This window comes from Gracilibacillus halophilus YIM-C55.5, assembly GCF_000359605.1.
GTDB classification, from domain to species: Bacteria; Bacillota; Bacilli; order Bacillales; family Amphibacillaceae; genus Gracilibacillus; species Gracilibacillus halophilus.
This window is the reverse complement of record NZ_APML01000004.1, coordinates 132287-146487: the sequence shown is the minus strand read 5'-3', so window position 1 is coordinate 146487 and position 14201 is coordinate 132287. Positions and strand designations below refer to the sequence as shown.

Genomic DNA, 14201 nt, shown 5'->3' with positions numbered 1-14201 from the left:
GGCTCCTAGTTTGTGAGCGAATGATTTCGACTTTGAATCTCCGTGACTATCTTTAAAGATTTCACTGGTTGGTTATTGGATGTGGATTTTTTTAATGCCCTTTATTGGATGTTCTCGGTTTGAGCCATCATCGAAGTAGAGGTGGGCAGGCCCTTGATCTTTTACAACGCTTCCATCGACAGCAAAAAGGAGTAATGACTGCTCTAATTGATCGAGCGTAATCGTGGTAGATGTTGTATCTGATTCCAGTATAGCTTCTTTTGCATCATTACTTACTTCAGCATGGCCTAAAAATTCAATGATCGGCATGACATAGGAGTGATTTAAAACATCTTTTTTATTTTGTTTCGTTACACTATTATGTACTGGTGGACGAATACGGTTGTTATGCTCAGTTACTTCATCTTCTTCTACTTCACTCTCATATCCAACTGAAAAGGCATCTTCCCATTTAATTTTTCGATCATCAAAAATCCATACGGTTGGATCAAGTGTGATTGGGTAGGTTACGTTCCCTTTTATTTGAATAATCATTTATCGCACCTCCATTTCAAGCATTCTCCTATAGAATATCAGACTATAAGAAAAAATGCATTATTAAAAAAAGGACGAATATAATGTATTGAAGACAAGGCTAATCTTGCAATTTTTTGATAGAAACGGTATGATAGTAGGTAAGATATAAGGCTAGATTGTTTACGGAGGGGATTATGTGATACCTGAAGTGGCTGTTAGTAATGAGGAGCAAGCCTATGCCCTTCTAAAGGCGGATGCAGATAAAATTTTACAACTCATAAAGGTGCAAATAGATAATTTAACCATGCCTCAATGTCCTTTGTATGAAGAGGTATTAGATACGCAAATGTTTGGACTTTCTAGAGAGATTGATTTTGCTGTCCGTTTGCAGTTAATTACTGAAGAGGATGGTAAGCAATTAATTGATAATTTAGAAAAGGAATTAAGTGTGTTACACGAGGCAACACAGGAAAAATATCAACAGGCCAAATCCAAGTGAAACTTTGCCATAACTGGCAAGGTTTTTTTACTCATAATTGACAAAATACATATTCATACACGTTAACATTCATGTATTATGTTCTGTATTCGAATCATGTATGGTAATATGAAGATAAAACGAAGATAGTAGAGGGTATGCTTATGAGAAACACGATCAAATCATTCGACTTCACTTTAATGATCATTCCACTTTTATTGGCGGGATTTGGGATTGTTATGATCTATAGCGCAAGTATGGTGACTTCTTTATTGGAAGATAATCCCGCAAATGATTTGATGGTAAAACAACTGATATGGTTTTGCATTGGTCTAGTATTATTTGTGTTTACTAGCTTTTTTAAATACACGTTTTATCAGAAAATGATGAAACTGATTGTTTTGACTTTAATGGGGTTGTTAATTTCTGTATTGATTTTTGGTAGTACTTTTAATAATTCTACATCTTGGATTGAAATCGGACCATTTTCTTTACAACCTTCTGAGTTTGTTAAAATTGGTCTCATTATTTATTTGGCTGCCATTTATGCAAAAAAACAAGAATATATCAGTGATTTTTTTAAAGGTGTTTTGCCACCATTGGTTGTAACAAGCATATTATTAGGATTAATCATTATGCAACCAGATATTGGTACAGCGGGGATAGTATTTGCAGTTAGTTGTGTGGTAATTTTTAGTTCTGGTGTTCGTTGGAAACATCTTTCGTTTTTAATTATTACAGCTGTGACATTACTGTTGGCCTTGAGTTTTCATTTGGTTACAGACGAACGTTTGTCTCGTTTTGTTGGCGCTTATCAACCATTTTCTGCACCTGAGGGTGATGGATATCAACTGATTCAATCATATATTGCAATTGGAACAGGTGGTATTACTGGTCAAGGCTTAGGACAAGGAGTTCAAAAACTAGGTTATCTAACGCAGGCAGAAAGTGATTTTATTATGGCAGTCATTGCGGAGGAGTTAGGGTTTATTGGTGTATCATTTGTACTTACCTGTTTATTGATTATGGTGTTAAGAGGTATGTTTATTGCATGGAAATGTGAGGATTCATTTGGTTCGTTACTGGCTATCGGTATTTCAGGAATGGTTGGTATTCAATCGATTATTAATTTAGGTGCCATCAGTGGACTATTACCGATTACTGGTGTGCCATTACCTTTTGTCAGTTATGGTGGTTCATCATTAATAATGTTTATGATGTCACTAGGGATTTTAAATAATATTGCCAGACACGTGAAACATCATGAATATCACAAAGGTTCTTATCATCTAAAAGAAGAAGAAAATATCAAGTCAAACATTGGTATGGTGAATCAAGCAAAAAATGGATAATATAGCAAAAAGACGTAAGGCGGTGAGCTTTACGTCTTTTTCATAACTTTTACATTTGTCGGGTGCTACGATAGGAAAGTAATAAATAATAACATAATAAGCCAAAATAGATAGAGATAACGAGTGCATGCATAAGCGCTATGAGTAAGTTACCGAGGCTAAAAATAATGAATGCACCTAGTAGTACTTGGGATGAAATTAAGATACAAGCGATCATCCACCCTTTATACATCACTTGACTATGGTAATAGCTTTTTCTGATTTGAAAGAAAAGAACCCATGTCCAAACAAACAAGATTCCAGCTAACAAACGGTGCATCATCTGTACCCACTGTCCCACATGAAATTGAAATGACAGAGGACTGGTATTATTACAAAACGGCCAACTCCCACAAGCTAAGCTGGAGTCCATATGACGAACTAACGCACCTGTGTAGACAACAATTAAAACATAAATCGTTATTTGAACGAAACGTCTGCGAAAGGTTTGATCGATATGTAGTGATTTGGCATCAAATTTTTTATCAATTTCAAAAATCAGTAAGGTTAATAATAAGACAGCAGCAAAAGATATAAGTGAAATACCAAAATGCAGTGCCATAACAAAATCTGATTGCGGCCATAATACAGCAGCGGCACCAATCAATCCTTGAGCAACAAGAAATCCCACTGAAATAACAGCCAAAAATTTTGTTTCACGAATATGTCCGATTTGTTTCCAAGAGAAAATAGCCAAAAATAATACGAGAAAACCAGCTAAGGCAGAAACGACGCGATGGCTTAATTCGATAAACATTTCTAATGACCAATCACCATAACAAAAGGGCCAATGCGCACCACACCCCATCCCAGATTCGGTTTTGGTGACTAATGCACCACCGACAAGGACAAAAACCATACATAACGTGGATATTATCGATAAATTTTTTAATAATTTCATTGTGTGATACACCTCAATTGTGATATGTGTTATAAAAATACTATATTATCCTAACACGATAGGCGAGAAAAAGTAAAAAACACTTGCAAAGTACCGTATAGTTTGCTAGAAATAAATAGGGTATGTCATTCAATATAGCGAGTCAAAATCCACCTTAGTATAACAGATTCGGGATTTATATCGCAGGTTTTTTATCATTTCAACAAATTGTTCACAAAAATGTCATAAATTAAAATGATTCGTTTGCTTAAATAGCTAAGCGAATCAATACATGGTACAATAGCATTGATTCGTATGATAACGGATTAATAAGGAACGATAAGAAAGGAGGTATCAACCAAACAAAATGGATAAAATGCAGTTATCTTCGGAAAAACCATTAATGGCTACGAAAACAAAGAGCACTGACTGGAACTGGCAAGAATTAAAGTCATTGTTAAAAATAGGGATTATCCAATCGAATACGATGACTGCTTTTGCAGGATTTTGGTTAGCGTTATTTTATACTGGTGCCTCCTTTGCCACGCATTGGCATATATTTTTAGTTGTTATCATTGGAACAGCATTTGTTATTGCAGGTGGTTGTGTATTAAATAACTACTATGACCGTGATATTGATCAAGTTATGCAACGAACGAAAACGAGACCTAGTGTAACAGGAAGTATCTCGTTATCACATATCTTAATGATTGGGATGACATTAACAGTTGTGGGGCTTTTGATTTTGTCCTTAGCCTCATGGCAAGCAGCCGTAGTTGGTGCCATTGGATGGTTCAGCTATGTCATTCTTTATACCATGTGGTCTAAACGGAGATATACCATTAATACTGCTATAGGGAGTTTATCTGGGGCAATTCCGCCTTTAATTGGGTGGGCAGCCGTTGATCCTCATTTGCATCCTGTCGCTTGGTTACTATTCTTTCTCGTATTCATTTGGCAAACGCCGCACTTTTTAGCCATTGCCATAAAAAAGAAAGAAGAATATCAGCTAGCTAATATTCCAATGCTGCCAGTAGTTTATGGTGATGCCATTACAAAACGACAAATGCTCATTTATATTGCATGTTTACTTCCGTTACCACTTTATTTTATTTCATTAGGTTATTTCTTTTTAATCGTGGTAACAATGTTGAATATTGGCTGGCTTGTGTTAGCAGTTAAAGGTTTGTTTACAGATCAACACAAACAATGGGCCAACCGTATGTTTATTTATTCGTTATTTTATTTAACAAGCGTATTTGTACTAATGATCATTGTTACATTACCAGAAGTTATGGTTTTTCGTTAAAGAATCGAGGATGAAACAGGGACTTTTGACAAAAGATGCTTGAACATAATGCTTGTGATAAGCCCTGTTTTTTCATACATTTTAAGTATTTTATACATAGAAAGAGAGGTATTCGCATGAAAGGCTGGATAAGTAAATTACGAACGCTGTCTTTATTTGCTTTTATGGTTCTTATACTTTCTGCCTGTGGGAAAGAGAATTTAACATCACTCGTTCCTAAAGGGTACGGAGCAGAGCAGTCGTTTAACGTGATGATCATATCGATCTTAGTCATGATCATCGTCTTTGTAGTCGTAATGGCTATTTATTTATACGTTATATTACGTTTCCGTCGAAAGAAAGGACAGGAAGATGATATTCCGAAACAGACGGAAGGGAATAAAACATTGGAAACGATTTGGACGATTATTCCGATTATTTTATTGATTGTTATCGCAGTACCAACGATTACAGCTACATATGATTTAGCTGATACGAGTGATCAAGAAGACGCTATTAATATTAATGTTCAAGGTGAACAGTTTTGGTGGCATTTTGAATATGCAAATGAAGGGCTTCAAGCAAGTCAGGATTTATATATTCCAACTGGTGAAAAGGTATATTTGAATATGGAATCCACTGATGTCATCCACTCGTTTTGGTTACCATCGATTTCTGGAAAAATGGATGTTAATCCTGAGAATGAGAATTCCATGTATATTGAAGCTTATGAAGAAGGGGTATATTGGGGGAAATGTACCGAATTTTGTGGGTCATCTCACTCTTTAATGGACTTTAAGGTGATTGCTGTTAGTCCAGAAGAATATAATCAATGGGTTGAAGACATGAAAGGTACAAGCGAACAGAGTACTCCAGAAACAACAACTGCTCAGGAAGGTCAAGAATTGTTTAGTAATAATTGCTTGCAGTGCCATGCAACAGATGCCAACCAGCCGTCCGCTGGTCCGAACTTAGCAAATTTCGGTGACCGGACAACCATTGCAGGTGTGTTGGATTATAATAAAGAAGAATTAGTGAATTGGATTACTAACCCAGCAGAACAAAAACCAGCGAACGGAATGTTAGATGCTCCTTATTTAGAAGAAGGGCATATTGGTAATGAAGAAGCAGAGAAAATTGCTGATTATTTAATGCAATTACAACCTTCTGAAATTACACCTGAAAGTGCAAAATAAATATAAATTATGTGATCGATCAGAGAATAAGGGAGGTTTCAAAACCGTGAGTACAATGGTAGCGAATCAAAAAGGCTTCGGTGCTAAGATATGGGATTATTTAACCACCGTTGACCATAAGAAAATAGCTATTTTGTATTTAGTTGCTGGTGGTTTCTTCTTTCTAATTGGTGGTTTAGAAGCACTAGCAATCAGATGGCAATTAGTTGAGCCGATGAACGATTTTGTCAGTTCAGGCTTTTACAATGAATTAATAACGATGCATGGTACGACGATGATATTTTTAGCAGCCATGCCTTTAATCTTTGCATTTATGAATGCAGTAGTGCCATTACAGATTGGGGCACGAGATGTGGCATTTCCGTTTTTAAACTCTTTAGGATTTTGGTTGTTTTTATTTGGTGGAATTATGTTAAATGTTGGCTGGTTTACAGGCGGTGCAGCCGATGCTGGATGGACAGCATATGCCCCGTTATCAACCACTTCACCAGGTGAAGGCGTCGATTATTATGTGTTAGGTTTACAAATATCTGGTGCAGGTACATTAATCGGTGGGATCAATTTCTTGGTAACGATCGTTAATATGAGAGCGCCTGGTATGACATACATGCGCATGCCTTTGTTTACTTGGACCGCGTTTGTGGCAAGTGCACTTATTCTATTTGCATTTCCTGCATTAACTGTCGGACTATTTTTAATGATGTTTGACCGCTTGTTTGATTCAGGATTTTTTGACCCTTCAATGGGCGGGAACTCTGTCATTTGGCAGCATTTATTCTGGATCTTTGGACATCCGGAAGTATATATTTTAGTTTTACCTGCTTTCGGTATTTTTAGCGAGATCTTTTCAACCTTTTCCAAAAAGCGACTGTTCGGTTATACTGCCATGGTATTTGCGACAGTATTAATTGCGTTTTTCGGCTTTATGGTTTGGGCTCACCATATGTTTACGGTTGGTTTAGGTCCTGCTGCTAACTCGATATTTGCAGTAGCCACAATGGCCATTGCTGTGCCTACTGGTATTAAGATTTTTAACTGGTTATTTACTTTATGGGGCGGTAGCATTACGATAAATACACCAATGTTATGGGGACTTGGATTCATTCCAACATTTACAGTTGGTGGGTTCACTGGTGTCATGCTTGCAGCTGCAGCAGCTGACTTTCAATATCATGATACGTATTTTGTTGTCGCTCACTTCCACTACGTCATTGTAGGTGGTGTCGTATTTGGATTAATTGCAGGTACACACTACTGGTGGCCAAAAATGTTCGGAAAAGTTTTAAATGACAAATTAGGAAAAGTTACTTTTTGGTTATTTTTCACCGGCTTCCACTTAACCTTTTTCATTCAGCATTTCCTCGGGTTAATGGGAATGCCACGTCGATATTGGGTATATTTAGAAGATCAAGGATTAAACTTAGGAAATATGATCAGTACCATTGGGGCACTACTAATGGGTGTCGGTACAATTGTATTATTGTATAACATTGTCGTTACGTCGATTAAAGGTGAAAAAGTAAGTGGAGACCCATGGGATGGTCGTACATTAGAATGGGCTATACCATCACCACCACCGCATTATAATTTTAAACAAACACCTTTAGTAAGAGGTTTGGATCCTTTATGGGTAGAGAAATCAGAAGGTAGAAAAGGCATTACCCCAGCTGAACCTTTAGATGATATTCATATGCCAAATGGCTCCATCCTGCCATTCATAATGTCTTTAGGATTATTTATTGCTGGTTTCGGTTTTATTTACCAAAAGTATGATTTATCATGGCTGATCGTTCTATTTATAGGAATGGGAATTACATTAGGAGCCATGTTGACACGTTCATTAAAGGACGATTTAGGACATCATATTCATAAAGAAGATCTTGAAAAAGAGGAGGCTGGGGAATAATGAGTGATCACGATATTTTAAATCCGAAAGAAATGCCTCACGATCCCGAAAAAGCCACCTTAGAAGGAAAAAATAAGTTTATTGGATTTTGGTTTTTTCTAGGTGGAGAAACAGTACTCTTTGCCAGTTTATTTGGTACGTATTTAGCATTAAGAAATTCAACCAATAATGGTCCTTCATCAGAGGATTTATTTGGATTAGGACTCGTTTTTATCATGACGATGCTTTTACTAACAAGCTCGTTAACTAGCGTGTATGCCATGTACCACATGAAAAATAATGACTTTAAAAAAATGCAAGTGTGGTTAGGCATTACGGTAGCCTTAGGTTTAGCATTTTTAGGTTGTGAGATTTATGAGTTTTACCATTATATTCATGGATATGAGTTTACTTTCCGTTCCTCTGCCTTTGGTTCTGCTTTCTATACTTTAGTTGGATTTCACGGGGGACACGTTGTTTTTGGTCTTCTATGGTTTATTGCATTGATGATCCGTAATGCTAAAAGAGGGCTAAACTTATATAATGCACCAAAATATTATATCGCTAGTTTATATTGGCACTTTATCGATGTCGTTTGGGTATTTATCTTTACTGTAGTTTACCTAATGGGGGTGCTGTAGGATGACTGAAAACAATACGACTGATCAATTGGATTACCATAAACAGAAGAAAAAAGAAGAAATGAAACAACAAGTAATCACCTTTGTATTGATGATAGTCTTTACGATCATTGCTTTTGCTATGGTACAAAGTGACTTAGATGCATTATTTGTTATACCGATTATTTTGGTATTAGCAGCTATACAAGTAGGTTTTCAATTGTATTACTTTATGCATATGAGTCATAAAGGACACGAACTGCCAGCTCTGATGTTTTATGGCGGTGTCTTTACAGCCTTTCTATGTATCATTGCATTAGCTGTACTTGTTTGGTGGTAAGCCAACAAATGGGGGCGTATCCTTTTTGTCATTTAAATGGACGAGAGGGGTTCAGCCCCTTTTTTTTGCTCGGTATGAATGTTGATTATTCTTGTTCATGAAATTGTTAATAATTCAATAAGAAACAAGCTTTTTTCTATGATTAAAATCGGTTATAATAAGCGTTAGAATCCTTAATGGAGTGATAATATGTTAACTGATCTAGAGATATTTGGTTTTCGGGCGTTATGGAGCCCTTATTATATGGTGTTTATCATGATGTTAGGAATCGTTTATTATTTCCTATTTATCCGACGAAAGAGCGATAAAAAAGCTAATCAAGCGCAAATAACAGCCTTTTATACGGGTTTGTTATTATTATATATCATAAAGGGATCACCGATTGATTTAATGTCCCATATTATGTTTACAGCACATATGATACAGTTAGGGCTATATTATATGATATTTCCGATCCTAATTATTAAAGGAATACCAAAATGGGCATGGGAAGCGATCTTTTTCCAGCCTTTGTTAAAACCTATGCTACATTTACTTACAAAACCATTGATTGCGATCATTTTATTTAATGGCGTATTCTCTGTTTATCATATTCCTGTCGTTTTTGACTTTGTGAAAGAGGATGAAATTATACATGCAGCCATGTCTGTTTGTATTTTAGTCACTGCATTTTTTATGTGGTGGCCGATTTTTACACCGATTAAATCAATGGATACGATGTCACCGTTACTAAAGATCGGATATATGGCTGCAAATGGCTTATTAATAACACCAGCTTGTGCACTGTTAATCTTTTCGAATATAAGCGTTTATGATACGTATAGTGCATCAGGAAGTTGGTTGCAAGCTCTAGCGCTTTGTGTTCCAACTAATGTGTTAAGTGATATTTCCTTAAATGGACCTGAAATGTTTTCGCCGATGAGCATCGTAGAAGATCAGCAATTAGGTGGTATTGTAATGAAGATTGGTCAAGAAATCGTCTATGGATCAGTGATTGCTTCGATTTTCTTCCCGTGGTTTCGTGAAGGAGCTGACAAAGTTGATCCATTACCGTCAGAACAGAATTCTAATATAAGACAAACGTAATTAATAAGGGAGAGGACAAGCATGGAACTGTTACCAACTTTAAGTACATTTTTTATCGTCATCAGTGCCATTTTAGTGGCCATTGGCTGGCGCTTTATTATTAAAAATAAACGTGCGGCCCATAAAAAAGTCATGATTTCAGCCGCTATTAGTGCACTTGCTTTTTTCATTATATATATGTCACGTACAATATTTATTGGCAATACAAGTTTTGGTGGTCCAAGTGACTTAGAAATCTATTATACCATCTTTCTAATTTTTCATATTTTCTTAGCGACTAGTGGTGCGATTTTTGGCGTGATTACATTAATATTAGCTTTTAAACGAAAAATTGCCAAGCACCGTAAAATTGGTCCCGTGACAAGTACCATTTGGTTTTTTTCCGCTGCAACAGGAGTAGTTGTCTATCTATTACTTTATGTATTTTATGACGGCGGAAAAACAACGAGCTTATTAAAAGCGATATTAGGGACGTAAATTTTTCAACAATACAAGAAACGTAAAAAAACCGAATGTTAATCAGTTAACATTCGGTTTTTAGTTATTTATTCACATTTTTTCGAGATTCGTTAGATTTTGATATTTAATTTAATGATACCTGCTTCTTTGGCAGAGTTAAATGCGATAACGATAATGGGACCGATAATAAAGCCGAGAATACCTAATAACTTAAGTCCGACATACATTGCGATAAGTGTTGCAAGTGGAGATAAGCCAATATGAGCCCCCATCACTTTAGGCTCGACTGTTCGGCGTATGGCAAGTAATATAATCGCAAGTATCGCAAGTTGTAAGCCGAGAACATAGTCGCCGGTAATTAATAAATATAGTGACCACGGACCTAAAATCGCAATAGAGCCAATAATAGGTATAAAGTCAATGAGCCAAATAAGCAAGGACATAATCAATGCATATTCTGGTACAAATAGTAACAACCCTATTAACGTTACGATAAAGATAATAATACTGACTAAAAATTGAGCTTTTAAAAATCCGAAAATCACATAAGATAATCGACCATTCATAAACTTAACTTTCTCAGCAGTCTGTTCTGTTAAATAACTGTATACTTTTGCTTTAAGACGAGGTAATTCGAGCATAAACATAAATAAAGCAATGAGATAAACTAACAAACTAACAATATAATCAGGTATTTTACTAACTATACCTGCGATACGATCAATTTCAAAGCTATCTTGTAACGAGGTACCAAACTGCCATAAACTGTCCTGAATTGTATTTTTTACCTGTGTCATCACTTCATCAGGAATGTCTGAAGTAAAATGATCAATTTGGGTTTCCCATTGCAATAACTGTTGATTAAATTGAATGACATAAGAAGGGAAGTTTTCGGTTAATGCGATAATTTGAGAAACAACTTTGGTAACTGCGTATGTACCAATGGTGCTGAGCACGATAATAAACAATAGAAAAACAGTCGTTACCGCAATTTTACGATTAAATCGTAACCTATTTATAAATAACCGCACAATCGGATTTAGCATTAAAGCAGTCAGTAATGCGATGATTATGGGAATGGATACAGGTAAAACAAAATAAGCGATGACGAGAATTATAGGTATTAGAATAATTAATTTCCATTGTCGTTTCGTAATATGTTTGAACACTGTTATAAAAAGGCTCCTTTCGATTCCTACTCAAGTAATATGAAGTCATTTTAAAAACGACTGTATGCGATCTGATACAGCCGTATGCGTTCATTCACAGTTTGTTATTTAATAAAAGATTGGATGTTCTGATATACCTTTTGTAACAATTCTTCTGCACGATTTTGTGTGGTTTCAGGAAACTCTTCATTCTCTCCATATTCGATACCGTGTGGATAATAATGTTTACCTAATAAAGGCGTTAACAATTTAATCACAGCTGTACCTGTATCCACATCACCTTCCACAGCATATCCTTGGACACGAATATAATATGTAATATTCTTTTCTGGTGAACCGATTTTATAATCATAAGTTACGCGTTCATAGTCCCATTGTGCTGCTCGAACAAAATTTGCATTCTCCATCGCATGATCTAACGGTTTCAAATCAATAACTACATCTTCAATTCCAGTATTATGAATTTCCATACACTTCACCTCATCTATAATTATCACTAAAACTATCATAGTATGAATGAAGAAAAGATGCAATTTATAATCATTTAAATTTAAAAAACGTTCATTTGTTAGACAAGTTATTCATAAAATAAACCAGGATGGTGGTCTATAAATGAAGAAAAACGTTATTATCACAGTTATTATATTCATCTCATTGGTTATCGTTATCTATGCTTTGTTGCAAATGGAGAATAATGAAGCATTAGCAATAAACCTGCATAAAGGAAAGACGGACCAAAGCTCTAGTAAGTCAATGGTTCACTCCCTTCATCCAGCTGTTGCTTTTCAGGGGGAGTTGTGGACATTTATTGACGAATCAACAGATCAATTGAAGAAGGCATATGGTGAGCCGCGACGAGTCGATCGTGGTTATTATGGTTATGAATGGTGGATTTATAAATCGGATGCAGGCTATTTTCAAGCAGGTGTAAAAGACGATGTAGTCGTTAGTTTATATACACCTGATCAACAGATCGATGTATCACCTTTTTCGATTGGACAGGATTCGGCTGACATTCAAAATAACTATCTGTTACATGACGAAGTTCAATTTGATCAATTCACCTTCCACCTTTCAGAAACAGACAAGAAACAACGACCATTAATCCAAGTAGATAAAAACATATATGCCCAATTGTATATGGATACGATCTCAAAGACTTTGGCTGGAATACGAATCATGAACCGTGAAACACTTATTTTACTTCAACCGTATGAATTATATTATCAGGCGAATTGCCGTCAGTCACCAAGCGAAATAAAAACGAACAAAGAAAAGTCGATGAAGCGATGGCTCAACAAATCTTTGATATAACTAACATTATCCGTGAGCAAAAAGAAGTTCCACGTTTAAAATGGGATGCCGAAGCTGCTATTGCTGCAAAACATCATAGTGAAGATATGAATGAAAACCAATATTTTTCGCATTACCGGTTAAATGGGGATGGGTTAAAGAAACGACTAATGGATGTGGAGGCAACCTATTTGTCAGCTGGTGAAAATATAGCCGCTCATTATATTGACAGTCCAGCGACGATACATGGATGGATGAATAGTGAAGGCCATCGAGAAACATTGTTAAATGAAGCGTATAATTATTTAGGTGTCGGTGTTTATGAGCTATATTACACCCAAAACTTCATTGAAAAATAACAATTCGCTTCATTAGGCACATTCATTCTCTCATTATCATATAGTAGAGTAAATGAAGATGTGTAAGTGAGGTGAATGATCGTGGCTGATAATTTACATCCGTCTGTCAAAGATTTTAAGGCGTTTTTGCAAAAACACCCTCATGTGATAAAACAAGTACGTTCAGGTAATGCTAATCTACAAGAACTGTATGAGAAATATGTGTTACTAGGTGAAGATGATCCGTTTTGGGACAATTATCAAACCGCGGAAACTGATGCGGAACAAGATGAAAAGCTGCACCAAAAATTAGCGAAGTATCTAGAAAATGTTGATTTAAATCAAGTGGAATCTCACATTCATGATTTAAATGGAGCGATCGATAACATGATTACATTAATTGATCAATTTAAACAGTATAAACAATCAGCTCGGTCCAATGGTCAATCATTCAACCATCTTTTTACGAACAGGTCAAGCGATTAAGGAGTGGATAAAAATAGAACCTGAAGCGTATCGTTATATGCAACAACGAGAGGATTTATGGGTGTTTGTCAGAAAGAATCCTGAATGGTATCGCTATTTATCAAGGGAACCAGCCAGTATAAAAGAAATGGAAGTGTATGCAAAAACATTCTATGGAAAAACGATTCCGCAAAGACTTGAAAAAACACAACAAAATGTACAGATGATTCGCTTATTAATGGAAATGGCAGGTGCATGGAACGACTAAAAAGTCTGCCACTTTTCATTCAGCGAAATTACTGGTATGATAATACTGTGGAGGTGTAAGCGCATGCTAGCGACAATGGAAATTGTTAATATATTAGATCAATCAGAAGCATTAGGACAAATGGTATTAGAATCTGAAGTCATGGAAGAATTTCAGAAGGCAAAAAGTACAATGGATCATGACACAGAAGCGCAAGCACTCATTACCCGTTTTAATGAATTAAAGGACTCATATGAGGAAGTGGAGCGCTTTGGCAGGTATCATCCTGACTATAATAAGATTATGAAGGATATACGTGTGGCGAAACGGGAAATGGATATGCATCATACAGTGGCTGAATATAAGGTAGCTGAGCGTAATTTACAACAACTACTGGATGAAGTGAGTGAAGTGGTGGCTACAAGTGTTAGTGACAACGTAAAAGTACCAAAAGACGGTGCTGTACTTAAAGAAGGCGGTTGTGGCTGTGGATCAGGAAGCGGTGGTTGTGGTTGCAAAGCTTCCTAATTCATTATCGGCTAAAAAGTGA

General features: G+C 36.0%; 18 protein-coding genes. 14 read left to right on the top strand and 4 right to left on the bottom strand.

Annotated features, from left to right (window positions below; translation table 11 throughout):
* Positions 1-72 precede the first annotated feature (72 nt).
* Positions 73-534, bottom strand: coding sequence for a hypothetical protein (locus J416_RS01365; RefSeq protein WP_003463278.1), 462 nt, complete (start codon positions 532-534; stop codon positions 73-75).
* A 178-nt stretch (positions 535-712) separates the two neighbouring features.
* Between J416_RS01365 and J416_RS01360 the strand changes: the two genes are divergently transcribed.
* Complete coding sequence (locus J416_RS01360; RefSeq protein ID WP_003463263.1) at positions 713-1015, top strand: Fpa/YlaN family protein; 303 nt, start codon at positions 713-715, stop codon at positions 1013-1015.
* A 143-nt stretch (positions 1016-1158) separates the two neighbouring features.
* Entirely contained in the window at positions 1159-2346 is a 1188-nt protein-coding gene (gene ftsW / locus J416_RS01355; RefSeq protein ID WP_003463261.1) for a putative lipid II flippase FtsW, read from the top strand.
* A 49-nt stretch (positions 2347-2395) separates the two neighbouring features.
* Here the strand turns inward: ftsW and J416_RS01350 are convergent, their stop codons facing one another.
* Positions 2396-3286, bottom strand: coding sequence for a COX15/CtaA family protein (locus J416_RS01350; protein WP_003463258.1), 891 nt, complete (start codon positions 3284-3286; stop codon positions 2396-2398).
* Between the two features lie 346 nt (positions 3287-3632).
* Here J416_RS01350 and cyoE point away from each other — a divergent pair, with 346 nt between their 5' ends.
* From cyoE to J416_RS01315, 7 genes are all read left to right on the top strand, one after another.
* The gene (gene cyoE, locus J416_RS01345) at positions 3633-4574 is read left to right on the top strand and encodes a heme o synthase (RefSeq protein WP_003463256.1); all 942 of its coding nucleotides are present in this window, start codon (positions 3633-3635) and stop codon (positions 4572-4574) included.
* Between the two features lie 116 nt (positions 4575-4690).
* Positions 4691-5749 (top strand): cytochrome c oxidase subunit II, encoded by a 1059-nt coding sequence (gene coxB, locus J416_RS01340; protein ID WP_003463254.1) that lies wholly within the window; start codon positions 4691-4693, stop codon positions 5747-5749.
* Between the two features lie 55 nt (positions 5750-5804).
* Positions 5805-7655, top strand: coding sequence for a cytochrome c oxidase subunit I (gene ctaD / locus J416_RS01335; RefSeq protein ID WP_420805419.1), 1851 nt, complete (start codon positions 5805-5807; stop codon positions 7653-7655).
* A complete protein-coding gene (locus J416_RS01330; protein ID WP_003463250.1) occupies positions 7655-8275 on the top strand; it encodes a cytochrome (ubi)quinol oxidase subunit III in 621 nt (206 codons plus the stop codon). Before ctaD ends, J416_RS01330 begins: the two co-directional genes overlap by 1 nt.
* A 1-nt stretch (position 8276) precedes the next feature.
* Positions 8277-8594: a cytochrome c oxidase subunit IVB gene (gene ctaF / locus J416_RS01325; protein WP_003463248.1), complete on the top strand. Its 318-nt coding sequence runs from the start codon at positions 8277-8279 to the stop codon at positions 8592-8594.
* Between the two features lie 189 nt (positions 8595-8783).
* Positions 8784-9680: a cytochrome c oxidase assembly factor CtaG gene (ctaG, locus tag J416_RS01320; RefSeq protein WP_003463246.1), complete on the top strand. Its 897-nt coding sequence runs from the start codon at positions 8784-8786 to the stop codon at positions 9678-9680.
* Positions 9681-9701: 21 nt separating this feature from the next.
* Positions 9702-10157 carry a DUF420 domain-containing protein gene (locus J416_RS01315; protein ID WP_003463244.1) on the top strand — a complete coding sequence of 152 codons (456 nt, stop codon included), beginning with the start codon at positions 9702-9704 and terminating at the stop codon, positions 10155-10157.
* A gap of 92 nt (positions 10158-10249) precedes the next feature.
* Here J416_RS01315 and ytvI read toward each other — a convergent pair whose 3' ends face one another.
* Positions 10250-11308 carry a sporulation integral membrane protein YtvI gene (gene ytvI, locus J416_RS01310; RefSeq protein ID WP_003463233.1) on the bottom strand — a complete coding sequence of 353 codons (1059 nt, stop codon included), beginning with the start codon at positions 11306-11308 and terminating at the stop codon, positions 10250-10252.
* Between the two features lie 104 nt (positions 11309-11412).
* Positions 11413-11778, bottom strand: a complete 366-nt coding sequence (locus J416_RS01305) for a YugN family protein (RefSeq protein WP_003463232.1) — start codon at positions 11776-11778, stop codon at positions 11413-11415.
* 142 nt (positions 11779-11920) lie between these two features.
* Here J416_RS01305 and J416_RS01300 point away from each other — a divergent pair, with 142 nt between their 5' ends.
* The 5 genes from J416_RS01300 (at position 11921) to J416_RS01285 (ending at position 14179) form a co-directional block, all read left to right on the top strand.
* Positions 11921-12622, top strand: coding sequence for a CAP-associated domain-containing protein (locus J416_RS01300; RefSeq protein WP_052000904.1), 702 nt, complete (start codon positions 11921-11923; stop codon positions 12620-12622).
* On the top strand, positions 12598-12960 hold the full coding sequence (locus tag J416_RS14910) for a CAP domain-containing protein (protein WP_052000903.1): 363 nt from the start codon (positions 12598-12600) through the stop codon (positions 12958-12960). The genes J416_RS01300 and J416_RS14910 overlap by 25 nt, the downstream gene beginning before the upstream one ends.
* 81 nt (positions 12961-13041) lie before the next feature.
* Complete coding sequence (gene ylbD / locus J416_RS01295) at positions 13042-13425, top strand: spore coat protein YlbD (protein WP_003463230.1); 384 nt, start codon at positions 13042-13044, stop codon at positions 13423-13425.
* The gene (locus tag J416_RS16530) at positions 13340-13672 is read left to right on the top strand and encodes a YlbE-like family protein (RefSeq protein ID WP_338029437.1); all 333 of its coding nucleotides are present in this window, start codon (positions 13340-13342) and stop codon (positions 13670-13672) included. Before ylbD ends, J416_RS16530 begins: the two co-directional genes overlap by 86 nt.
* Before the next feature lie 63 nt (positions 13673-13735).
* Positions 13736-14179 carry a YlbF/YmcA family competence regulator gene (locus J416_RS01285; RefSeq protein WP_003463227.1) on the top strand — a complete coding sequence of 148 codons (444 nt, stop codon included), beginning with the start codon at positions 13736-13738 and terminating at the stop codon, positions 14177-14179.
* Positions 14180-14201: the final 22 nt, after the last annotated feature.